Raw genomic sequence first — 23237 nt, forward strand, 5'->3', positions numbered from 1 at the left:
TATCGCCGCTTCAATCGTCTGCTTCAGTCGTTATTTCCGGCGACGATACCCATCACCGCCATGCGCACCGCAATGCCGAAGCTCACCTGGTCGAGGATCACCGACTGCGGGCCGTCCGCGACCTGCGAGTCGATCTCGACGCCGCGGTTCATCGGCCCCGGATGCATGACGATCGCGTCGGGCGCGGCGAGCGCAAGGCGCTCGGGCGTCAAGCCCCAGCTCTTGAAATACTCCTGCGCCGAAGGCAGCAGCGCGCCGCTCATGCGCTCGTTCTGCAGACGCAGCATGATGATGACGTCGACGTCCTTGAGCCCTTCGTCGAGGTTATGGAACACGCGCACGCCCATCTGCTCCAGGCCGCCTGGCAGCAGCGTACGAGGGCCGATCGCGCGCACCTCGGGCACGCCGAGCGTGGTCAGCGCATGAATGTCCGAGCGCGCCACACGCGAATGCAGGATGTCGCCGACTATCGCCACGCGCAGGTTCGTGAAGTCGCGCTTGTAGTGGCGGATCGTGTACATGTCGAGCAGGCCCTGCGTCGGGTGCGCGTGGCGGCCGTCACCGGCGTTGATCACGTGCACGTGCGGCGCGCAGTGCTCGGCGATCAGGTACGGCGCGCCGCTCGACGCGTGGCGCACGACGAACATATCGGCGTGCATCGCCGAAAGGTTGCCGATGGTGTCGAGCAGCGACTCGCCCTTGCTCGTCGATGAAGCGTTGATGTTCAGGTTGAGCACGTCGGCCGAAAGACGCTTGGCCGCGATCTCGAACGTGGTGCGCGTGCGCGTGGAGTTCTCGAAGAACAGGTTGAACACCGACTTGCCGTGCAACAGCGGCACCTTCTTAACGTCGCCGTCCGTCACGCTCACGAACTGCGTGGCCGTGTCGAGAACGTGGGTGAGGATCGAGCGCGAGAGGCCCTCGATCGACAGGAGATGCTTGAGTTCGCCGTTCTTCGTGAGCTGCGGATTGCCCTTCAGGAAGCCGTATCGAAATCGCTTGTCGTCCGCTGGGGACGCTGCGGGCATGGGCTGTTTGTTCATCGGGTGAATTCTGGATGTGATGGACGGTGTCGACGCGGGACGCACCGGGCGCATGCGTCGCTGCCGCTACCGCTGCCATCGAGCAGGGCGCAGTAGAGCCTTTCAGCGTCGGGGGCGTTCATGGGTCGATGCGCGGCCAACTCGAGGGAAAGTCAGAGCGGAAGTTCGTCGAAATACTGCTGGAGAATCACGGAGGCCGCTTCGGCGTCCACATGCTCGGCACGTGCACCGCGCTCGCGCAGCCGCGCTTCGGCGTCGACTGAGGAATAGCGCTCGTCCACCCACACGACCGGCAGATTGAAGCGGCCATTGAGCTGGTTGCCGAAGCGCCTGGCCTGCTGCGTCATGGTGTGCGGCGTGCCGTCAGGATGGCACGGCAGGCCGACCACGAGCAGATCGGGCTGCCACTCGCGCAGCAGCACGCCGATCGCCTCGAAGCGATAATCGCGACTCTTGTTGGGAATGACGGTGAGCGCCCGGGCGCTGCGCGTGAGCGCGTTGCCGAGCGCCACGCCGATGCGCTTCTCGCCGTAATCGAACGCAAGCAAGGTGGCCTCGCCGGCCCCTCGCCCAACAGCCACGCTCATGCGTGGCCCGCCTCGCCGGAGAGCATCGACGAAGAAATGCCGAGCAGCGCGAGCGCCGCCTCGAAGCGCTCTTCGGCGGGCACGTCGAAAACGATCTTCGGGTCGGCTTCGACCGTGAGCCAGCCGTTCTTCGAGATTTCGTCCTCGAGCTGGCCCGCACCCCAGCCGGCATGGCCGAGCGTGAGCAGGAAGCGTTCGGGGCCGTTGCCGTTGGCGACGGCTTCGAGCACGTCCTTGGAGGTAGTCATCTCGAGCCCGCCCGGCACCGTCATGGAAGACGTATAGCTCGTGCCCTGGGCGGGTGCATGCAGCACGAAGCCGCGCTCGGTCTGCACGGGGCCGCCGAAATACACGGGCACATGCAGGAGCGGCTCGATTTCGAGCTTGAGGTCGATGCGGGAAAAGAGCGCCTCCAGATCGATGTCGGTCGGCCGATTGATGACGAGGCCGAGCGCACCGCGCTCCGAATGATCGCAAAGGTAGACCACCGTTCCTGAAAACGTGGGATCCGCCATGTTCGGCATGGCGATCAGGAACTGGTTGGTCAGATTGATGCGATCGTTACTCTTGGACATGGTTTGAATTCTAGCAAAGACGATGCGCAATGGCGGCGCGCTGACCGGCCAAACGGCGGGCGCCCGATGGCTGCCTCGCCCTTGCCAGACGCTGCGCGTTGCGCATTGCATGAATGGCTCACTCTACCACGCGCGAACGATGCCCCCGCAAGGCAATCGGCAGCGTTGCAAGCGCGATGCCCGGCGCAACCGCGGCACCGTCCGCGCGCCCGGCGCGCGGATTCGAAGCTCAAATGTATTCAGTGCGCCACACCTTGCACGGCGCTGACAGTGATCGCCGCCGCCAGCGCGCGCACCGCGGGCGTCGCGTCGGGCTGCGCAACGCCCGCTGCGACCTTGTGCAGCATCGCCCGCAGCGCCTCGCTCGCGTACTCGATTGCCTCGGCGCCGGGCGGCGTGATGGACGGCGCGCCCCGCGCGGCGGGCGACGCGAGCGTCGCGGCGTGTGCGGTGCGGCGCCAGGCGAGGCCTAGCGCGTCGGCAAGCTGACCGACATGCCCGAGACCGAGCGCCCACGCGGCGGCACCGATGCGGTATGCCGCCTCAGCCGCGACGAGCGCTTCGGCGGGCTCGGCGATCGCGCCCTCGCCGCGCAACGCGAGCGTGCGCGAGTGCGTGCCGAGCGCGACCATCGACGCATCGGCGGTCTGCAGAAAATCTTCATACGCGTTGCCGTTCACCACCAGCGCGCCGAGCTCGCGCGTGGGCGCCACCCGCGCCGCAAGGGCGACCGCCTGCTCGCTGCCGGCTTCCCAGAGCGCCTCGGACGCCTGTGTGCCGGCAACATGCCATTCCACGGTCAATCCGTGATCGTGGAGCAGTTCGACATCGGCGGTGTCTTCCGCGGCGGCCCCGAACAGCGCGTAGTCGCGCCAGAGCAAGGCCAGCGTCGAGCGCACGAGCGTTTGCGGCGCGAAGCGCAGGCCGCGCGCATGCTCGCCGATCAGCAGATTGCAGCGCGCGTAGAGGCGCCGCACTTCTTCATCGCCCCATGACGCCACGCCGCGGCGCAGCGTTCGTCCGCACGCCGCGGCAAGCCGCCAGAAGTCGTAGGGATCGGAACTCGAGAGTTCGGCCATGCAGGCGTCCATCTCGTCGAACGCCGCGAGCGCGAGCGCATTGGCCGCGCGGCTGGCATTGCCGAGGCGCGATTTGAGCGCATGCAAAAGCGCTTCTTCGTAACGCGCTCGCACCTGGCCAAAGCGCTGCGCCGGCTGCGGATGCAGTGTGGCGGGCGCGAGCGGCCGGCCTTGCAGCGCCACGTCCTCGTAGGCCAGCGTAATGCCCGGGACGTGCTCCGCAAGCGCGGCCACGAGCGCGTGCTGCTGCGCGAAAAGCGCAGGCGAGCACGCCTGCTCGCGCAGATTGCGCCGCTCCAGCGCCCCGCTGAGCGCTCCTAGCGCCTCGCGGAACAGTGGGCGAATTGCGGCCCCCTCCGGCTCCTCGGGCGCATGGAGCGGGCGCGCCGGCATGCCGGGCGGCGGCTCGACTGCAACGGGCGCCGCCAACGCGAGTGGCGATGCAACGAGCAGCGTGTCGGCAAAGCGCGCGGCCGCGAGCCAGCCGGCGTCGTGCAGCGTGCGGGCCGCCTGGCGCAGCGGCCGGGCGACGTCGCGCTGGTCGTCTAGGGCGGCAAGCGCCTGGGCGAGCGCACCGTGCGCGAACGGCACCTGGCCGCCGCGCGGATTGGGCAACGCTTCGAACCGCACAACAGTGGTTGAACGAAGGCTCATGGGGCAGCGCCGGGAACAATTTGCGGGCCGACCAGATCGGGGGAGATCGACAACAGCGCGACAACAGCGTCGACGGATGGATCGACAACAGCGACACCGACGAAAACACCAACGACAGCGACTCGAAAGCGACGACGGGTGCAACGCTGGAGCGCAGCCCGACTGCGCGGCCGCTCGCGGCGTGAGCAATTGCGGTACCCGCCTTGCCCGCACCGCCATTTCCGCCCACGATCCTTCAGGAAACTGCCATCAGACCGCGCGCCGGCCCCCGAGGCGCGCCAGCCGATGCTAGCGCGGCCTCAGATCTGGACCATCTCGAAGTCTTCCTTGCGCGCGCCGCACTCGGGGCAGGTCCAGTTGATCGGGACATCCTCCCAGCGCGTGCCCGGCGCAATGCCTTCCTCTGGCAAACCGGCTTCTTCGTCGTAAATCCAGCCGCAGATCAGGCACATCCAGCTTCTATATTCCATTCTTATGCCGCGTCGAAAAGTCCGAAACCAATCGGGAAAAAATCGGAGAAAACTCGGGGAAATCGAGAGCCATGATGGTACCTTGTTGCCGTTTCCATGCCTAGCAAGAGGAGACCTGGCCTGCAAAAGATCAAGTGAGACCGGCTGGCGCTGGCGGCTCGTGCGACGCACAAAAACCCTCGGCCGCCGACGGCATCCGTCCCCCGGATGCACGGATAAGCCGCATAATTGACGCATCTCATACGACGGCGCGGCGCGCCGCAGCCGACGTCCACTCCATCTCGCCACGTTCATGCCCAGCGACACCCCTCCCATCGTTCTCACCTTCGGCCTTTCCGACCCGACGGGCGGCGGCGGACTCCAGGCCGACCTGCTCACGCTCGCCAGCATGGGCTGCCACGGCGTTACCGTGCTGACCGGCTACACCGTGCGCGATTCCGCGGGCTGCGACGAGGTGACGGGGCTCGATCCCGAAACCGTGGCCACCCAGGCGCGCATGCTGCTCGAAGACATGCCGATCGCCGCGTTCAAGGTGGGCGCGGGCGCGCGCGCCGAAGTCGTGAGCGCGATCGCCGAAGTGGTCGCCGACTACGACGACGTGCCGCTCATCCTCGCCCCCGACTTTACGCTCGACGACGAACACGTGCTCGCCGCCGACGAGCTGCGCGAGACCATGGCGGACCTGCTCGTGCCGCAGACCACGCTGCTCGTCGCCGACGCCTCGGTGCTGATCGCGCTCGCCCAGCCGGACGGCGACGCGGACGCGCCCACCGTCGACGCCGCCATTGCGCACCTGCTCGCCACCGGCTGCGAATACATCCTGGCGATGGAGACGGGCACGCATCGCGTGGTCAACACGCTCTATTGCGAAGACGGCCAGTTGCGCCAGGACCTGTGGGACCGCGCCACGCAGCCGATGATGGGCCTGACCGACACGCTCGGCGCAGCAATTGCCGCGCTGCTCGCGAACGGGCAGGAAGTGCCGGAGGCCGTGCGCGAAGCGCAGGAGTACGTGTATCAGGCGGTGCAGAACGCGTTCCGCCCAGGCATGGGCGCCTGGCTGCCGGACCGGTTCTTCTGGGCGCGCAGCAATGACGCGGATAACGGCGAGGCATCGCCGGGGGAAGTGCAGCAATAAGCCAAGAGCCAGCGTTACGTCCGGATTCCGGGCTGCGCAAAAGACGCACAGACGAAAAAACCCGCACGGGCTTGCGCCCCTGCGGGTTTTCTCTTTTTCTTCGGGCCCGGAAACACACCTCGCGGTGTGTTTCCTGCACGTCGATGTAATTGGGCCGAAGCCGTCCTTACATGTCCATGCCCATGCCGCCCATGCCGCCGGGCATGCCGCCGGGCATCGGGGCATCTTCCTTCGGCACTTCAGCAACAGCTGCGTCCGTCGTCAGGAGCAGGCCGGCAACCGAAGCTGCGTTTTGCAGCGCGGTGCGCGTGACCTTCGTCGGGTCGACCACGCCGGCTTCCACCAGGTCGCCGTACTCGCCGGTCGCTGCGTTGTAGCCGTAGTTGCCCTGGCCAGCTGCAACCGCTGCCACGACGACCGACGCTTCCTCGCCACCGTTCGTGACGATCTGGCGCAGCGGCTCTTCCATGGCGCGCAGGACGATCTTGATACCTGCGTCCTGATCGGCGTTGATGCCCTTCAGGCTGGCGATCGCCGTACGTGCACGGATCAGCGCGACGCCGCCGCCCGGGACGATGCCTTCTTCAACGGCAGCGCGGGTTGCGTGCAGCGCGTCTTCCACGCGTGCCTTCTTTTCCTTCATTTCGACTTCGGTCGCAGCGCCAACCTTGATCACTGCCACGCCGCCTGCCAGCTTGGCAACGCGCTCTTGCAGCTTTTCGCGGTCGTAGTCCGACGTCGCTTCTTCGATCTGCGTGCGGATTTGCTTCACGCGCGCTTCGATGTTCACGGCTTCGCCTGCGCCGTCGATGATCGTCGTGTTTTCCTTGCCCACTTCGATGCGCTTCGCTTGACCGAGTTCGTTCAGCGATGCCTTTTCGAGCGTGAGGCCGGTTTCTTCAGCGATGACCTGGCCGCCGGTCAGGATCGCGATGTCTTCCAGCATGGCCTTGCGACGGTCGCCGAAGCCCGGAGCCTTGACGGCAACGGTCTTCAGGATGCCGCGGATGTTGTTGACGACCAGCGTTGCGAGCGCTTCGCCTTCGACGTCTTCAGCGATGATCAAGAGCGGACGGCCAGCCTTGGCGACTTGTTCCAGAACCGGCAGCAGATCGCGGATGTTCGAGATCTTCTTGTCGAACAGCAGGACGAACGGGTTTTCCAGGACGGCGACTTGCTTGTCCGGGTTGTTGATGAAGTACGGCGAGAGGTAGCCGCGGTCGAACTGCATACCTTCGACGACTTCCAGCTCGTCTTGCAGCGACTTGCCGTCTTCGACGGTGATGACGCCTTCCTTGCCGACCTTGTCCATCGCTTCAGCGATGCGGTCGCCGATCGACGTGTCGCTGTTTGCCGAGATCGAGCCGACTTGCGCGATTTCCTTGTTGGTCGTGCACGGCTTGCTGATCTTGCGCAGCTCTTCGATCGCTGCCGAGACGGCCTTGTCGATGCCGCGCTTCAGGTCCATCGGGTTCATGCCCGATGCAACGTACTTCATGCCTTCGCGGACGATCGACTGGGCCAGAACCGTAGCCGTCGTCGTGCCGTCACCGGCGTTGTCGCTGGTCTTGGAAGCGACTTCCTTGACCATTTGCGCGCCCATGTTCTGGAGCTTGTCCTTGAGCTCGATTTCCTTCGCGACCGAGACACCGTCCTTGGTGACCGTCGGGCCGCCGAACGAGCGCTCGAGAACCACGTTGCGGCCCTTCGGACCCAGCGTGACCTTCACTGCGTTGGCGAGAATGTTCACGCCTTCAACCATCTTGGAACGGGCGGAATCGCCGAACACGACGTCTTTAGCTGCCATCTTCTAACTCCTTGGGATTCTTGATGAATGTGCGGTGGTCTGAACTTACTTGTTCACCACGGCCATGATGTCTTCTTCGCGCATCACGAGCAGTTCCTGGCCGTCGACCTTGACGGTCTGACCAGCGTACTTGCCGAACAGGACGCGATCGCCGACCTTCACGTCGAGCGCGATCAGGGCGCCCTTGTCGTCGCGCTTGCCCGGGCCCGTGGCCAGGACTTCACCTTGATCCGGCTTTTCTGCCGCTGCGTCCGGGATCACGATGCCCGAAGCGGTCTTGGTTTCTTGATCCAGGCGCTTGACGATCACGCGATCATGCAAAGGACGAAGGTTCATGGATAGATCCTCTCTTGATTTAGGACTTGAAGAGACTCAAGAAAACCTGGCTGCCGGTAACCGCCAGCCAGAGATTCGGTTAGCACCAGAGTTGTTAGCACTCTCGTGCGGTGAGTGCTAATTATATGGACGGGGTGTGACAAATTCAAGGAGGGGGGCGGAACGGGGAAATGGATGTGTCGAGAACGGTTCAACCCGCAACATTGGCCGCTTTCAGGGCGCCCGGAACGGGGTTGCAAAACCGCAGAATTCTTTAATAAAAACAATGCACTATCCCACCACCAAGGCTTCGCCCTGCAGACGCGCTACGTCAGGTGGAAAAGCGTTTCAGAGAAGCAAATACCCGCGCGCGGAGGCACCCGTCGCCTCCTGGTGAAATCCCCAATCGCCGCTATAACGCGCCAGTCGATTCAAGGGTCAGACTTGCCGCGGCCATCGCCCACTCAGCGACTCAGCGCCCAGAGCCCGTTCGGGGAGTCCAATCGAATGTTGGGCCAGCATGCATCGCTGCCCGCGGCCGCCGGCCAGCCGAGGGCTACCTGAAGGCGCCCCGGGCGCGATCATGCGCTCAAGCAAGATGCCAGGTCCTGCTCGTCGCGTTTCTTCACGCCTTGTGCGACGGCAATCGGGAGTCAATATGTCCGTGCGCGCACGATGACAAAAAACATCGCCAGGATACCCAGATAATAAGAAACCCATATCGGGTTGATCGCGACGATCGCCACCACGACACCGATCCCGATCACGTGTCGCGTGAGCCAGACCCGTTCCGGACCGGAAGGCCCGGGCAAGGGGCGATTCCACACCAGCGCTGTCATCGCAAGAACGGGCACGATCAACAGCATCGCATGCGTGCGTTCGACGACCGGCGACACCATCAAAGGCAGCAACGCGGCGCACGCAATATCGCGATGCCGGTCGGCTCTTGTGTTCCAGGTGACCGACGCGAACGCCCAGAGCACCAGCAGCAGGTACAGGCCCACCACCGCCGACACCAGCGCGTGCGGCACGGCCAGCCCGAGGTCGGCCAGCACGCGTTCGAGCACACCGCGAAACGAGCTGTTCCATGGCGCGGGGCCGAATCGCGCGGCGACTTTCATCATCGCCGGTAGCGACTCGAACGGATAGCGGAGCAGCACATCCCAGCCCGCTACCGCCGCCGTCAGCAAGGTGCCCGCTACGGCGGCGAGCAGAGCCGAGAGATTGAGCCGCCAGTCCTTGCGCAGCAGAAAGAAGAGCGCAATCGCGGCTGGACTCATCTTCAGGATGATCGCAATGCCGATCGGCACACCGGCCAGCCAGCTGTTGCGGCGTTCATAGCGCAGATAGAACGTCGATACCGCGAGAAAAAAGATCAGCAGGTTCGATTGCCCGAACTGCAGTTCCAGATAGAGCGGGTGGCTAAGCGCGCCAATCGCAAGCGAGAACAGGAAAAACCGCCGGCGCGCATCGGCCTGGTCGTCGGGCATCAATATCGCCGCGAGCATCCACAGCGACGCAATGAAGAGCACGCCGCCCGAGACGAGCCAGATGATCTTCGCGGCCCCGAGGCCCAGCGCGCCGAGCGGCGACAGCAGCACCGCGAACTGCGGCGGATACCCGTAGATATCGTGACGGCGCCGGTCGATGCCGACGCCGAGCGCATCGAGACGGTCGAACAGATAGCCCCGGTCGTATAGCCGCCCGATGTCGGTAAGATGATTGTGGACAGTATCGAATGCGAAGTAAAAAAAATTGAAGTCCGGCTGATCGTGCAAGAGGCCGAGCCGCGCGAAATTCTGCACCGTCATCCATACCTTCAGCGCAAAACAGGCGAGCGCAAGCAGGCTGAACAGCAGCCACCGCCTGTTGCGCGGCCAGCCGAACCATTCGGCCCAACGTCCGTCATTGCGCTCGAGGTCCAGCCTTGAACTCATCGCTGCGCTTCCCCGCTCGGTGCACGGAGAGCCTGACGCCGACCTGGCGTGCGGAACGTACAGATACACACAGGCTCGGGTGGCCTCATTCAGCGCCCCTGCGCCACCGAAGCATAGCGGCCGCTATAGAACACGAGCGGCGCGTCCTCCTCCAGCGAGAACGAAAGCACCTCGCCGACGAACAGCGTATGGTCGCCGCAAGGGTGCCGGTCGACGACCCGCGCGGCAAAGCGGGCGAGAGCGCGATGCAGCAGTGCGACGCCGGCCAGCCCCTCGACCTCCATGAAGCGCGGAGCCAGCCAGCTCTGCGGCTCGCCCGCGAAGTGCCGGCTATGGGATTCCTGCTCCTCCGAAAGCACACTGACACCGAAGAGGTGAGTACTCATCAACCGTTCGTGCATGCGCGCGCGATGGCCGACCGACACGACAATCAGCGGCGGCCTGAGCGACCCGGACATGAACGCGTTCGCCGTCATGGCATGCAACTCGTCGCCCGTGCCCGTGGAAATCACCACTACGCCCGTGGCGAAGCGGCCCAGCGCGTTGCGCAAGCGCCGCTCGTCCAGTTCGCCACAGGACGTGGAGCTCCCAGCGTGGCGCATTACGCTCGCGTGCATGTTGCTCTCCCGAATACGGCTGCAATCATCGCCGAACCGTGGTCTCCAGGCGCTACGCAACGTTCCCATTGTGCAACGTCTCAGTCGCAATGGATCCGCGCCGCTGTGGCGACCTGTGCGTGCTTCCACGGATCGGCCAGCGCAGCAGAGGCATTAGTGCGCTCTCGGCTTGCGCGCGATGAAATGAAACCAGAAAGCGTCGCTGGTGGTCTTTTCCGCCGGAATGCGCAAGCCGTCACCGCTGCCGAACACCGCGTCGATCTCGAAGCCAAGCGATGTGAGTTGGCGCCGCTGCTCGGGCAGCGTCGTATAGACGATCACAATGCCGAAGAAATGCGCGCCAGCGGTCTTGATCGAATATCCCGGATAGTCGCGATGAAATCGCACGTGCCGCAGGTAGTTGTAGGCAGCAACGGGAAACAGGCGCAGCGAACGCAGCATGCGCCAGCCGAAGCGCAACGGATTCAGGGAAAAGCGCGGCAGCAGCTTCCAGATGGTTTCCTGAAAGCCCGGGCCTTCGCGGTTGTGCGTCGAGAACAGCACGAGGCCGCCGGGCCGCGTGACGCGGTACATCTCCTTGAGAATGCGAACGCGGTCTTCATAGTCGACGCAGTCGATGCCGTTCCAGCTGAACGCGGTGAGTGCGAAGTGGTCCGACGGGAGATCCGCCATGTCGCGCGCGTCCATGTGGCGCAGATCGAGGCCCGGAAAGCGCGCACGCGCCTGTTCCAGCAGCTTCAGCGTGTAGTCGATACCGGTGTACTTGTGCGAAATCCGCATCATCAGCGGAATCGTGCGGCCAGCGCCAATGCCGATGTCGAGGATCGGCTCGCCGGCGCACTCGGCGTAGACCCAGTCGAACGCGGCTTCTTCGCCAGGGTCGGTAAACGTCTTGCCCATCGTGAATTCACGCATCGCATCCTGCGAGTTCCACGCGCGCTGGTTGATCTGGTCAAGCGGAAGCTCGAAGTTCATTGATGCGCTCCATCAAGATGAGAACTGCACGTAACCTGGCTTGCACGTTCGGCCGCCACACGCGGCCGCGCAACCGGCACCGGGCCGTGCCACGCTGCTTCCGCCTGCGACTGCGGCTGGCAAAAGCGCTCGAAGTACCACTGGCGCGCGTCGGCCATCGCCGCTTCGCGCGCAGCCTGAGTGAACAGCGCATGATCGAGCTTCGGCAACGCCGCGGCGCGCACGCGCGTAAAGGCGCGCAAGCCGCCCATCTGCGCGCCGAACTGGATCTTTAGTTCGTCGAGGCCGAGATCGTATTCGCCATACACGAGCCGCACTTCGGCGCCCTTCGCGTGGATGCGTTGCATCAGGCGGCGCGCCTCGCTCGGGGCCAACGACCAGCCCGTCGTCGCGTCGACGAAGTCCGCCACACGGCGTGTCAGTGTTCGGGCAAGGCGCTGCGAGAGCCCGCGCGCCACGCGCGACAGCGAAGTCTCGCCACGCAATACCTTCTTCCATTTCTCGAGGCTGAGCGCCGACTGGCGCAGCACCCTGTTGCACGCGAGGCCCATCGTTCCGGGCGTGCGATCGGCGCCGTCCCAGATGAACTTCTGCAGGTTCACGCCAAAGCTGCCTACGATATGCGGATGCTGGGCACACGCGTGCAGCCCGACGAACGCGCCTCCGCACACGCCGAACACGACCACGCGCGCGTGGCCGCGCGCGACGAGCCAGTCCGCGCCGGCCGCCGCATCCGAGCAGGATTCCTGAGAATAGATCGTGTCGAGCGTGACCGAACGCGCGGCCGGCGTGCTGTCGCCGAGACCGCCCAGATCCATTCTCAGCGACGTGATGCCGAGCGCCGCGAGCCGGCGCGCGAACAGCACGAAAATGCGCCCGTCGCCGATATGGTGACTCGCGCCCGTGTTGAGAAACAGCACCGCGGGCGCATCCGCGCGCGGCGCGGCGCTCTCACAGTGCACGCCGAAGTAGTCGCCGAAGATTACGGGCTGCTCGACAAAGTCCGCCGCCGCGAGCTGCGGCTCCTCCCATACGCGCGGCGCGAACGCGGGAGCCGCACATGCATCCTCGCGCGGCGGGGCATCGGCGAGCCACTGCGTCACGGCGTCGAACGCAACGACGGGTTCTTCGCTGTACAGCGCTTCGACCATGAAGCGATCGGCCTCGCCGAACGACTGGCGCTCCACGGCCACGCCGTGTGCCGCGTAATGATCGACGAGCGCGCCGGCGCGCACGCGGTCGCTCGCGTCGAGCAGCAGCACACGCCGCGCGGGCGCTTTCGTGTCGGCGCGCAGATCCACTGCGCCAAGCCGCGCGATATCGTCGCCATGCAGGCCGAAGCCGAACGCCTCGACATAGGCGGCCGTTTCGGGAATCGGATCGGCCGACATGCCGGCCGGCGTGCTCAGCCAGCTTTGCCGATGCGCGCGCAATTCGCGCAGATAATTGCGGCCCGACAACGCGGGCGAGAGCAGCACGAGGCCATCGATATCGCCGATGCGCTCGCCCGCCAGCGCCGCCAGCGTCGCGCCCAGGCGCAGGCCGCACAGGGAAACCTGCCCGACGCCGGTGCGCTCGCGCAGATGGCGCACCGCGCCCGCGATGCTGTCGATCCATGCCTCGATGCGGCCAGGATCCTCCTCGTCGCCGAGCGAATCGCCGGCGCCGGGATAGTCGAAGCGCAATACGGGCATGCCGCTGGCCGCGAGTCGCTCCGCGAGACGCCGCCAGCCACGATGGGTGCAGAGCGCGTCATAGCCGAATGGATTGCACAAGACCACCCCATGGCGGCCGGTCGCCGGATGAAGCCAGCCAAAGCAGCCGTCGAAGACGACAGGTTCCATCGGATATCCCTATGCGATGACGCGGCAAGAATGAACAATGACAGCCGCCCGGGCGCGTCGCCTGAATGAACCGGCGAACCGGCGCAACGCAATGGTGTGGGACAAACCCTTACCTGGTTGGGGGAATTTAACCAGACGCCTATCGGCGTATCTGTACGCCCGGCCACACTGCATGCCGCGCTCCAGCGGCACAATTGGGTCAGCAAGGAACAGCCGTTTTCAGTCATGAATCGCGGCCCTGCGGCGCGCGCCGGCACGCGCTGCCCATCCACCGGATCCGCCCAGCATGAGTCCGCCATGCGAATGACCAACGAGGCTGCCCCTCTTTCCGCAAGCGACGGCGGCGCGCCATCGAGCATCGAGGGGTCCGGCGTCCTCGTGGGCGCCGGCGCGCTCTATCGCGACGCGGGCGAAGCGGCCGATGCGCTCGCTCATCCGGCACGAACTGCGCCGACCCCGACGCGCTCGGCACCGCAGCACCTGCGGGCACCGAAGTACCGGCCCGATATCGACGGGCTGCGGGCCGTCGCCGTGCTCTCCGTGCTGGCCTTTCACGCGTTTCCGTCGCTTTTGCGCGGCGGCTTCGTCGGCGTCGATCTTTTCTTTGTTATTTCGGGCTTCCTGATCAGCACGATCATCTTCGAGAGCATCGAAGACGGCCGCTTCAGCTACGTCGAATTCTACGTGCGGCGCATCCGGCGCATCTTTCCGGCGCTGCTCGTCGTGCTCGCCACCTGTCTCGTGGCCGGCTGGTTCCTGCTCATGCCCGAGGAGTACCAGCAGCTTGGCAAGCATCTCGTTGCTGGCGCAACTTTTCTCTCGAACATCGCACTCTGGCGTGAAGCCGGCTATTTCGACGATACGGCCGCGTCCAAACCGTTATTGCATCTGTGGTCGCTCGGCGTGGAAGAGCAGTTCTATATTTTCTGGCCGCTCCTCGCGAGCTTCGCGTACCGCCGACGGCTCGGCTTTCCCCTGTTGCTCGGCGGCATCGCCGCGGCTTCGTTCGCGCTGAGCCTCGTAACCTCGGTGTCGAATCCGACGGCGGCGTTCTACTCGCCGCTCTCGCGCTTCTGGGAACTGATGATCGGCGGCACGCTTGCCTGGCTGCTGCTGCACCGCCCGAATCTCGTACAGCACGGGCCTGGCGCGTCGAACATGCTCTCGGCGGCGGGCCTGCTGCTGATCGTCGCAGCGGTTTTGCTGATCAATGAAAACGACGTGTTCCCCGGCTGGCGCGCGCTCCTGCCAACCGTCGGCGCGTTTCTCGTCATCTGCGCGGGGCCAGGCGCCTGGCTCAACAAGAGCGTGCTCGGCAATCGCATGGCCGTCTCGATCGGCCTCATCAGCTACCCGCTGTATCTCTGGCACTGGCCCCTGCTCTCCTTCGCGAACATCCTGTACGGCGGCCTCTTCGTGCCGGTGTGGATGCGCGTCGCGCTCGCGCTCGCGAGCACCGTGCTCGCCGCGCTGACCTACCGCTACGTCGAGCTGCCAGTCCGCACGAAAAGGGCCAATCGTCGGCAGATCGGTGCCCTGTGCCTGATGCTGGCCACGCTGGGCGCGGCAGGCGCGGTGCTGTTCGCACGCGCCGGACTGCCCACGCGCGCGGCGGCCGACAATCGCGGCTTCGCGCTCTACTCGCAGAACGAGCAGATGCGGATCGCGCTCCAGCCCGAGCCTTGCCATCTCGCAGACCCGAAAGCCGAAAACTTCTGCACCGCCTACAACACGACCGCCACCGGGAAGCTGATGGTCGTGTGGGGCGACTCGCACGGCGGCGCCTGGCTGCCCGTGCTGCATAGCATCGCCGTGGAGCGCAACATGCGTCTCATGGCGTTCGTGCACGTCGGCTGTCCGCCGCTCACTCGCTCGCGCCGCAGCGACGGCGCCCAAAGCGGGTGCGACTGCAGCCGCCTCGGGCTCGCCGAACCGATCGTTTCGGCCATCGGGCAGCTCAAGCCGGCCGTGGTGTTCTACATCGCGCGCTGGAGCCTCTACGGCAACGGCTGGTCGCTCTTCCGCGAGTTGCAGAAGGCGACGCACTTCGTGACCACCGATCCTAACGGCCGTGCCACGCTCGCCACCTCGCGCGCGGCGCTCGCGAGCCAGCTTCCGCTCACCGTCCAGGCGCTCGCCGCGAGCACGCCGCGGCTCGTGGTCTTCCAGAACCCACCCGTGCTCGAAGGCAAGCTGCTGCCGCGCTTCTACGCGGACCCCGAACGCATCGAGCCATCGGCGGCCGCTAACCTGCAGACCGAGGCGTTCGAGCGCAAGCTCGTCCAGTCGACCGCGTCGATACCGAATGTGCGCGTGTTCGATCCCGTGCCGCGCCTGTGCGCGGGCGCGACCTGCCAGGCCGTGATCGACGGCGTGCCGGTGTACGAGGACGACAACCACGTGAGCGCGCAGGGTTCGCTGCTGTTCAAGCAAGCCATTCTCGACGCCATGTGACTCTCCTGATCCATCGATCGCCACCTTCATGGAAAAAGCCGTCCTGCGCAACATCGTCATCAACTTCGCCGGGCTCGTCGCGCCGACGCTGGTCTCGCTGATGACCGTGCCGGCCTACATCCGGCTGCTGGGCGTCGAGCGCTATGGCGTCATCAATCTCGTGTGGGCGCTGATCGGCTACTTCAGCCTGCTCGATCTCGGCACGAGCCTCGCCACCGAAAACCAGATCGCCAAGGTGCGCAACACCGGAGGAGATGCCGTCGAGCGGATCTTCTTCGGCGCGTGCTTTCTCAACCTTTGCACCGGCATCGTGGGCGGGCTCGTCGTGTGGTCGTGCGCGTCGTTCTACATCGCGTACGGCATGCACGTCGAACCGGTGTTCCGCCAGGAGCTGACGAGCAGTCTGCCGTGGATCGCCGTGGCCGTGCCGCTCGCCAACGTCACGTGGGTGTTCGCGGGCGCGATCACGGCCGTGGAGCGCTTCGGCAGCTACAACACGAACCAGACGCTCGGCACGTTCCTGTTCCAGCTGCTGCCGCTCGCCGCCGCCTGGTGGCTCGCGCCCACGCTTTCGGTGGCGATTCCGGCCGCCGTCATCGCGCGCCTGATCGCCGGCGTGCTGCTCGGTGTCGCCACCTTCCGCGCGCTCGGCATCACGCGGCTGCGCATGCCCGAGCGCAAGGTCATGGCCGATCTGTTCGCTTACGGCAAATGGACGCTGCTGTTCTCGGGCGCGGGCGCGATCGCCGGCACGCTCGATCGCGTGCTCGTCGGTGCGGTTCTGGGCGCGCGCTACGTGACCTACTACGCCGCGCCCCAGAACCTCGTCACACGGCTGAACATGCTGCCTTCCGCGATGCTGCGCACGCTGTTCCCGCGCCTCTCCGCGGCTACGCACGAAGATGCGCACAAGCTTGCGCGCGACGCGCTCGCGTTCCTGAATGGCGTGTTCACGCCGTGCATGATCGTCGCCCTGTTCGCGCTCAAGCCGTTCCTCGAACTCTGGCTCGGCGCGGCGATCGCGGACGCCGCGGCGCCCGTCGGTCGCGTGCTCGTGATCGGCGTATGGCTTGCAGGGCAGTCGGGCATACTCGGGATACTGATCCAGGCCCAGGCCAATCCACGCAGCGTCGCGCGCATCAGCTGGCTGCTACTGCCCTTCTTCGCCGCCGCGCTATGGGCCGCGACGCAGGCATTCGGCCTTGTCGGCACGGGCGCCGTGGTCGTGGCGAAAGCGCTGTGCGATTACGCCGCCTATACGTATTTCGCCCGCGTGCAGACGCGCGACATCGTCGGCAACATGCTCACGCATCTCGCGTTTCTCGTGGTCGCGTTCGCCCTCGCCTGTCTACCGCTCGGCATCGCGGCCGCAGCGGCGATTGCGTTCGCCACCGTCGCGGCCAATCTGGCGCTGTCGCTGCATCAATCGGCGCAGCTGCGCAACCTCGCTCGACGCTTCTTCATGCGTGCGCGCGTGTCTCGAGGTCAGGATCGGCTGACGTGACTTAGCGGTAGATGAGGGAGGTTGCTAGCGGGCAGCGGCCTGTGGCAGTTCGCGCGGGCGCGCGTGAGCCGCCTGCGGCACGCGCTAACCGGCCGCGCCCACGCGCCAGACTTTCGAAAGCCGCACGATCGGCCCAAGCTGCGAAAGCGCGCGGCGCTTCGCCAGGAAAACGGTCAGGTTGCCGAAATAGACGGCGAGAAAAGCGGCGCAGCGCAGTATGCTCGGCTCGATGATCCAATAGCGCTTCACGCCGATATAGAGCCTAGCCGCCTCGCAGCTCAGTTGATAGCGCGTGAGGCCGGCACGCCGCTCATCGCCTTTGAGCACCCCATCGCCCGGCATCGTGTCGCGCGAGCGCAGCGCCGGCTCGAGTTCAATCGTGTAGCCCTGGTGCAGCGCGCGCAAGGCGAGTTCCGCGTCCTCGGTGCCGAAGAAGATATTCTCGTCCCAGCCGCTACCTGAAAAGAGCCCGAGCGGAAACACCGAAGCGTGAAGGTTCACGCACTGCGGCTCGTCGCCCTCTTCGAAATAGCAGGCGAACGACAGACGCAGCGAGCGGCATTCGTGCAGGTTCGGCCCGCTCGACGCCCCGCCGGTGAGCATCGTCTTTGCGCGACGCTCCGGCGCGATCTGTGCGAGACGGCGCCCGGCCGCGGCGAAAAAGTCGCGCTCGACCAGGATGTCGTCGTCGATGAAAGACACATGGGTGCAACCGGCGCAATGCTCGAGACAGTGACGCACGGCGTTGTTGCGGTTCGCGCACACGCCTCGCCGCGGCCCGGCGAGATAGACGCAGTTGCCCGCCCCACGCACGACGGCTTCGTTCGCCGCCCGCATGGCCGGGTCCGCCGAGTCGTCGCTCACGACGATGCACGCCGGCGGCGGATCGCATTCAGCGAGTCGCGCGAGACAGGCGGCCAGCACCTCGACGCGGTTCATCGTCGTCACGCAAACCGCAAAGCGCGGCTCCGCGAGCGTTTCTCCGCATGGCCTCCCGGCAGCACCCGCCTGCGCCCGGCGGCTCATGACGACACCTCGTGCGACGGTGCGGCGCCAACGGCCTCCCGGCCGCGAGGCGAACGCAGCGACGCGAGCGCCTGGTCGTAGAGCGCCAGATAGCCGTCGCATACGGTCTGCGCGGAGAACTGCCCGAGATTGCTCTGGCCGCGTTCGGCCAGTTGCGCGCGAAACGCGGGATCGTCAAGCAGGCGCACGATGGCCTGCGTGAGCGCTTGCGGCTGCGCTGCCGGCACGAGCAGCGCGGCGTCTTCGCCGCCTACCATCTCCGGATTGCCGTCCACGCGCGTCGCAACCACGGCGCATCCCGACTCGCGGGCCTCGCACAGCACGAGTCCGCCCGGCTCCCGGTGAGCGGCGTTCACGAACACATCCGTTTGCGCGAGATAGCCCGTCGGGTTGGCGACGAAACCCGTGAAGTGCGCGCGGTCGGCCACGCCGAGCTCACGCGCGAGTGCCTCCATCATCGCGCGATCCGGCCCGTCGCCGACGAGATACAGATGGACATGCGCGAAACGCTCCGGCAGCGCGGCGAACGCGCGCAACAGGTCATGAATGCCCTTGCGCTCGTACATGCCCGCGACCGTCGTGATGGACGGACGATGCAGTTCGGGCGCGGGCCCGAGCGGCAAGCCGACACGGCGCGGCGACCCCACGGTGCCGTTGCGCACGACTGCCAGCTTGCTCGCCGGCACGCCGCGCGCCTCCATCGACTTCGCGACGACGCCGGTCACCGCGACGACACGGTCGGCAAACCGCATCAGCACGGCGCTCTTCTGAAACTCGTTGTGCACTGTTGCGAACAGCACATAGGGCCGTCGCGCGCAGGCGAAACGCGCGAGCATCGTGCCCGTGACCATGTGCGCGTGCACGATGTCGGGCTGGAAGTCGCGGACCAGCCGCCGATAGCGCGAGAGCATCGCCGGCGCGCGCCGCAGCTTGCGCGACTGCGGCACGGTGACATGACGCACGCCGTAGCGCGCATAGAGCGCTTCGAACTCGCCGCCCGAGGTCGCGACGACCACGTCGTGGCCTGCCTGCGCCTGCAGGCAGGCGAGGTCCGTCATCATGTTGACGATGCCGTTGCCGATCAGCTGTGCGTGATTGGCCAGATGGATGATTTTCATGCTGCGCCCAGGGCTGTCCCGTGGTGAGAAAAGCGGCTTGCGCGCCGCCGTTTCGCCTGACAACCGGCGCGCAACGAAGCGCGCCGGCAACACCCCGATCCTGAAAGCGGCGCGCGCGCGCGTCTGTGCGGCCGCGCTCCATCGCGCGCCGCCCCGGTTCGCACCGCACCGACTTCGCTCAGCGCTCGCCCAGCACCTCGCGATACACCGCTGCCACCTGCGCGGCCATCGCGGCATGATCGAAACGGCTGCGCGCGTACTGGCGGCAACTCTCGGCGCTCGGCAGCGGGTGGGTGCCCAGCACCGCGTCGACAATGCCGCGGCCGATCGCGTTGAAGCCGATCGAGGGCAGCACCAGCCCTTCCGAGAGCGGCGCGACGGCCTCGGGCAGCCCGCCCACCGGCGTCACCAGCACCGGCGTGCCGGCGGCCAGCGATTCCACCGTGGTCAGCCCGAAGCCTTCGAGTGTGACCGTGGGCACGACGCTCAGATCGGCGGCGCGGTACCACAAGGGCAAATCCTCGTCGGGCACGTAGCCCGCGAGCGTGACGTGCGACTCCAGACCGCGCGCCGCGATGCGGGCCCGCAGCGCGCCTTCGAGCATCCCCTTGCCCGCGATCGTGAGATGCACGTCCGGCACCGCCTGCTTGACCACGAACATCGCGTCGACCAGATCCTCGAGTCCCATGCGCGGCACGAGGCGGCGAATGCAGAAGAGCTGCGGCCGGTCCCGGCTCAAGCCAAGACGCTCGCGCGCCTGCACTTTCGTATGAGGCGTGTCGAAACGGGCGACGTCGACGCAGCCCGGCACGATCCGTATCGACTCCTCCGGCACGCGGTAGTCGGTTTGCAGCACGCGCGAAAACGCCCGCGAGAGCACGATGTGCCGGCTCGCGCCGCGATAGACCGATCGCTCGATGGCGTGACGCACGGCATACGATAGCTTGCCGCGGCCGGACGCCGACGATTCGGCGGCCCAAGGCCCGTGAAAATGCACGACGCGCGGCACTCGCGCGAACACCCCGAGCGTGGGCGCCGCGTACAGCGCGAAATGGCTGGCCACGACGTCGGGCACGCGGGTGCGCTTGAGGCGAATCGAGTGCCGGCGCGCGCCGCGCAGCCGCGCGCCCAGACCGTCGCGCTCACCGGCGAACACCTGAACCACGCCGTTGGTTTCCGTCTGCACGTTCTCCGTGCCGGCCACGAGGCCGCGCACGTCCACGCCCTGCGCCGGCAGGGATTCGATCAAGGCCATGAACATCCGGTCGAGTCCGCCTGGACGCTCCCGAAACCAGTGCATGCCGATCTGCAGCGAGTCGATGCGCCCGGTCATGATCGCGCCGACATCGCGGGGGCAGAGACCTGCCCTCGCCTCGCTTCGCCGCTGCGCGCGAGCTCCTCGTACAGCGCGAGATAGCGTTCTGCCATGGCCTGCCACGTCAGCGTTCTGGCGAGTTCGCGCGCGGCGCGGCCCATCTCGCGCGCGTACGCCCTGTCGTGCGCGACACGTTCGATGGCGAGCGCGAGGCCCTCGATATCCTCGGGGCTTTCGAGCACCACGCCGCAGCGCTTGTCGATCACCTCGGAGCCGCCTGCCGTCGCCACGGTGATGACGGGCAGACCCGCCGCCAGCGCCTCCAGCATAACGAGGCTCATCGCTTCGTAGCGCGAAGGAAACACGAAGGCATCGACCGAGCGCATCAGCGCGGGCATGTCCTTCACGAGATCGAGGAAATGCACACGGTCGCCCACGCCCAGTTCGTGCGCAAGCGCGGGATAGGGGCTGTTGCGCAGGATACCCGCCACGGCGAGATGCACGTGCGCGGGCGTCGAGACCAGCGCGCGCAGCACGGCGTCCAGATTCTTGCGCGACACGCGCAGGTCGCCCGCAAAGAGCAGCATGAACGGTTCGCCTGGAAGTCCGAAGCGATCCCGCTCGCTGGCGCCCGGCGAGAACTGCCGGGCATCGACGCCGTTGTGGATCACGCGCAGCGTCGACGACTCGATGCCGAGCGCGCGCACCTCTTCGCCCACTTTGTGCGAAACCGGCACGACGACGCGCGAGCGCCGAAACGCCCAGCGCTCGCACCATGCATTCAGGCGCGTATAGATGACCTGATAGGCGCCATACCACCCGCTGGCGAGCCGGAACGGATAGAAGCCGCAGCGATACCAGCCGTCGTGCACGAAATGCACGGCGTTGACATCCGCGCGCGCCCACGTGATGAAGCCGTTGACATGCACGATGTCGAATTCCCGACGGTGGGCCCGGATCCACGCGCCGCTTTTCAACGCGAACATCTGGTATTGGAGCAGGCGGCTCGGCAGACGGCTTTCGCGAATCAGCACATGGCGCGCGCAGGGATGCGCGAGCAACTCCGGCGCCACCATCGAAGACACTATCGTGACGTGATGACCCGCGGCCAGCAGCGCACGCGCGATTTCGTAGTTCACGCGCCCTTGCCCGTCGTTATCCCTCACGACGTGCGTGACGATCAGCACGCGCAGTGCCTTGTGTTCGTTTGCGGTCGTCATGCGAGTCCCTGCCGGCGCGCGCGGCCGATGGCCTCATTGCGCCGCTGCTGTTCGCGCGAATAGCGCACGCCGATCACGGGCATCACCACGCCGAATATGAAGTAGGTCCCGGTAATGCCCTGCATCGTATCGAGCATGACCATGATCGCCAGTATCGCGATCGCCGCGCCCACACCGCTGATCGCGAAGCGATCTCCCGGCCGCGCGAGGCTCGCAGTGAACGCCCGCCAGAGCAACGCGAACAATCCTCCCACGTAGAGCATCATGCCGGGCCAGCCGAGCACCCACAACATGTCGACCACGCCGCTATCGAGCGACGCGATGATCTGTGCGTGAGGGTCGGCGAGCTTGTACGCAAGCCCCGTCGACCCCATGCCGTGCCCGGCGAAGCTCTCTTCTGCGATGGCGGCGAAGTTCGTATAAAAGCCCTGCCGGGCCTGGAAACTGTTGTCCTCGCTCAGGTTCCCGATCGTGGAAACGCGCTTGATGAGCGGGGCGCTGATCTGATCGATCATCAGCATCGGTGTGCACAGGCCCGCGAAGAGCACGACGGCCATGACGAGCCGCAAACGGCTTCGCACATCGAGCATGGAAAGCGGATAGATGAGGCCGATGATGAGTGCGCCCCATGAGGTGCGCACAGCCGTGAACATGATTGCCGGGACGCCCGCAAGGCCCGCGACGATCTTCATCTTGCTGCGCGAGGCGAGCGTCATGAGGAGGCCAACCATTATCGTCATTGCGAACGGCCCCGTGGAGTTCATCGTGCTGCTAATGCGCATGCCGAACGGCACCGGGCTGCCCGACGACGTACCCATGCCTGATTGCACCAGCCAGAATACGGTCCAGGGAGGCGGCAACACGTACTGGTAAATGCCGTAAAAGCCCATCAGGATCGTTCCATAGACGAAAGTCTTGAACAGCACCCGCCGAAAGAGCGGGTAAAGACGCCAGTTCAGCATGATGTACCAGCCGATGAAGAGCGGCTGCAGCCAGGCAATCACGGTGAAGGTCGCGGGCATGATCCCGAACTGGACCACGCCCATCACGTAGCCGTACAGGATGGCGATCAGCATCATGACCAGCGGCGCGGCGCGGCGCTGGCCGAGCATCCGGTAATTGAGCAGCATGGACATGCCGCTCAGGCCTGCCGCGATTAGCGGCGTCGCCATAATGATGCTGGTCTGGTTGAACACGCCCTTGTAGTAATCCGCGAAGCGCCGCACTTCCGGCGTGAGAAAGAAAAGCCAGCACACGAACGAGAGATAGTGGGCCGGATAGCGCCGGTACAGCCAGTACGCGACCCCGACCCCCATCGGCATGAAGGTCATCTCGAGCAGCCGCCCCTGGCGCGCCAGGATCAGGACAAACGTGATCGCAAATACCGCGAATGGCGTCGCGAAAGGACCGATCAGATAGCTCGACATCGAGCGCGAGCGGGCGCGGCGCGGCGCGCGAGCCGATGCGCGCAGCGGCCCGCGCGACGGGGCCGGACCGGGCAACGCGCCAGTTGCCGAGCCAGGCAACGAGCCCGGAATCGCTGTGGCCTCGCTCATCGC

20 protein-coding genes are annotated in these 23237 nt (G+C 66.0%); 4 read left to right on the forward strand and 16 right to left on the reverse strand.

The genetic code is table 11. From position 1 onward, the window contains the following. Window positions 1-23 precede the first annotated feature (23 nt). From VSR34_RS25760 to VSR34_RS25775, 4 genes are all read right to left on the reverse strand, one after another. Window positions 24-1043, reverse strand: a complete 1020-nt coding sequence (locus tag VSR34_RS25760; RefSeq protein WP_342963930.1) for an aspartate carbamoyltransferase catalytic subunit — start codon at window positions 1041-1043, stop codon at window positions 24-26. Between the two features lie 152 nt (window positions 1044-1195). Further along, a complete protein-coding gene (gene ruvX / locus VSR34_RS25765) occupies window positions 1196-1630 on the reverse strand; it encodes a Holliday junction resolvase RuvX (protein ID WP_342963931.1) in 435 nt (144 codons plus the stop codon). Beyond that, on the reverse strand, window positions 1627-2205 hold the full coding sequence (locus VSR34_RS25770; protein WP_028213166.1) for a YqgE/AlgH family protein: 579 nt from the start codon (window positions 2203-2205) through the stop codon (window positions 1627-1629). Before VSR34_RS25770 ends, ruvX begins: the two co-directional genes overlap by 4 nt. 239 nt (window positions 2206-2444) lie before the next feature. Further along, the gene (locus tag VSR34_RS25775; protein WP_342963932.1) at window positions 2445-3938 is read right to left on the reverse strand and encodes a hypothetical protein; all 1494 of its coding nucleotides are present in this window, start codon (window positions 3936-3938) and stop codon (window positions 2445-2447) included. Here VSR34_RS25775 and VSR34_RS25780 point away from each other — a divergent pair. After that, the gene (locus VSR34_RS25780) at window positions 3923-4123 is read left to right on the forward strand and encodes a hypothetical protein (protein WP_342963933.1); all 201 of its coding nucleotides are present in this window, start codon (window positions 3923-3925) and stop codon (window positions 4121-4123) included. The genes VSR34_RS25775 and VSR34_RS25780 overlap by 16 nt on opposite strands. Before the next feature lie 114 nt (window positions 4124-4237). On the opposite strand, the gene VSR34_RS25785 is transcribed toward VSR34_RS25780, so the two are convergent. Continuing rightward, window positions 4238-4408, reverse strand: a complete 171-nt coding sequence (locus VSR34_RS25785) for a rubredoxin (protein WP_025527884.1) — start codon at window positions 4406-4408, stop codon at window positions 4238-4240. 292 nt (window positions 4409-4700) lie between these two features. Between VSR34_RS25785 and VSR34_RS25790 the strand changes: the two genes are divergently transcribed. Further along, on the forward strand, window positions 4701-5546 hold the full coding sequence (locus VSR34_RS25790; RefSeq protein ID WP_342963934.1) for a hydroxymethylpyrimidine/phosphomethylpyrimidine kinase: 846 nt from the start codon (window positions 4701-4703) through the stop codon (window positions 5544-5546). Window positions 5547-5712: 166 nt separating this feature from the next. Here VSR34_RS25790 and groL read toward each other — a convergent pair whose 3' ends face one another. The 6 genes from groL to VSR34_RS25820 all read right to left on the reverse strand — a co-directional run bounded on the left by groL (window position 5713) and on the right by VSR34_RS25820 (window position 13041). Further along, a complete protein-coding gene (gene groL, locus VSR34_RS25795) occupies window positions 5713-7353 on the reverse strand; it encodes a chaperonin GroEL (RefSeq protein ID WP_028213163.1) in 1641 nt (546 codons plus the stop codon). Between the two features lie 45 nt (window positions 7354-7398). Beyond that, window positions 7399-7689, reverse strand: coding sequence for a co-chaperone GroES (locus VSR34_RS25800; protein WP_028213162.1), 291 nt, complete (start codon window positions 7687-7689; stop codon window positions 7399-7401). Between the two features lie 632 nt (window positions 7690-8321). Continuing rightward, window positions 8322-9605 (reverse strand): glycosyltransferase family 87 protein, encoded by a 1284-nt coding sequence (locus VSR34_RS25805; RefSeq protein ID WP_342963935.1) that lies wholly within the window; start codon window positions 9603-9605, stop codon window positions 8322-8324. Window positions 9606-9694: 89 nt separating this feature from the next. Beyond that, window positions 9695-10222, reverse strand: coding sequence for a flavin reductase family protein (locus VSR34_RS25810; RefSeq protein ID WP_342963936.1), 528 nt, complete (start codon window positions 10220-10222; stop codon window positions 9695-9697). A 153-nt stretch (window positions 10223-10375) separates the two neighbouring features. Continuing rightward, a complete protein-coding gene (locus VSR34_RS25815; RefSeq protein ID WP_342963937.1) occupies window positions 10376-11197 on the reverse strand; it encodes a class I SAM-dependent methyltransferase in 822 nt (273 codons plus the stop codon). Then, a complete protein-coding gene (locus VSR34_RS25820; RefSeq protein WP_342963938.1) occupies window positions 11194-13041 on the reverse strand; it encodes an alpha/beta hydrolase in 1848 nt (615 codons plus the stop codon). Before VSR34_RS25820 ends, VSR34_RS25815 begins: the two co-directional genes overlap by 4 nt. Before the next feature lie 297 nt (window positions 13042-13338). On the opposite strand from VSR34_RS25820, the gene VSR34_RS25825 reads away from it, so the two are divergent. Together VSR34_RS25825 and VSR34_RS25830 are read left to right on the forward strand one after the other, a co-directional pair. Then, window positions 13339-15495, forward strand: coding sequence for an acyltransferase family protein (locus VSR34_RS25825; RefSeq protein WP_342963939.1), 2157 nt, complete (start codon window positions 13339-13341; stop codon window positions 15493-15495). Window positions 15496-15523: 28 nt separating this feature from the next. Continuing rightward, the gene (locus VSR34_RS25830) at window positions 15524-16999 is read left to right on the forward strand and encodes an oligosaccharide flippase family protein (RefSeq protein ID WP_342963940.1); all 1476 of its coding nucleotides are present in this window, start codon (window positions 15524-15526) and stop codon (window positions 16997-16999) included. 84 nt (window positions 17000-17083) lie between these two features. Here VSR34_RS25830 and VSR34_RS25835 read toward each other — a convergent pair whose 3' ends face one another. The 5 genes from VSR34_RS25835 to VSR34_RS25855 form a co-directional block, all read right to left on the reverse strand. Beyond that, complete coding sequence (locus VSR34_RS25835; RefSeq protein WP_342963941.1) at window positions 17084-18025, reverse strand: glycosyltransferase family A protein; 942 nt, start codon at window positions 18023-18025, stop codon at window positions 17084-17086. Then, window positions 18022-19143, reverse strand: a complete 1122-nt coding sequence (locus VSR34_RS25840; RefSeq protein WP_342963942.1) for a glycosyltransferase family 4 protein — start codon at window positions 19141-19143, stop codon at window positions 18022-18024. Before VSR34_RS25840 ends, VSR34_RS25835 begins: the two co-directional genes overlap by 4 nt. 178 nt (window positions 19144-19321) lie before the next feature. Beyond that, a complete protein-coding gene (locus tag VSR34_RS25845; protein WP_342963943.1) occupies window positions 19322-20476 on the reverse strand; it encodes a glycosyltransferase family 4 protein in 1155 nt (384 codons plus the stop codon). Continuing rightward, window positions 20473-21651 (reverse strand): glycosyltransferase family 4 protein, encoded by a 1179-nt coding sequence (locus VSR34_RS25850; protein ID WP_342963981.1) that lies wholly within the window; start codon window positions 21649-21651, stop codon window positions 20473-20475. The genes VSR34_RS25845 and VSR34_RS25850 overlap by 4 nt, the downstream gene beginning before the upstream one ends. A 23-nt stretch (window positions 21652-21674) precedes the next feature. Next, window positions 21675-23234, reverse strand: a complete 1560-nt coding sequence (locus tag VSR34_RS25855; protein WP_342963944.1) for a hypothetical protein — start codon at window positions 23232-23234, stop codon at window positions 21675-21677. Between the last annotated feature and the right edge of the window lie 3 nt (window positions 23235-23237).

This window comes from Paraburkholderia sp. JHI2823 (genome assembly GCF_038900695.1).
Lineage (GTDB): Bacteria > Pseudomonadota > Gammaproteobacteria > Burkholderiales > Burkholderiaceae > Paraburkholderia > Paraburkholderia mimosarum.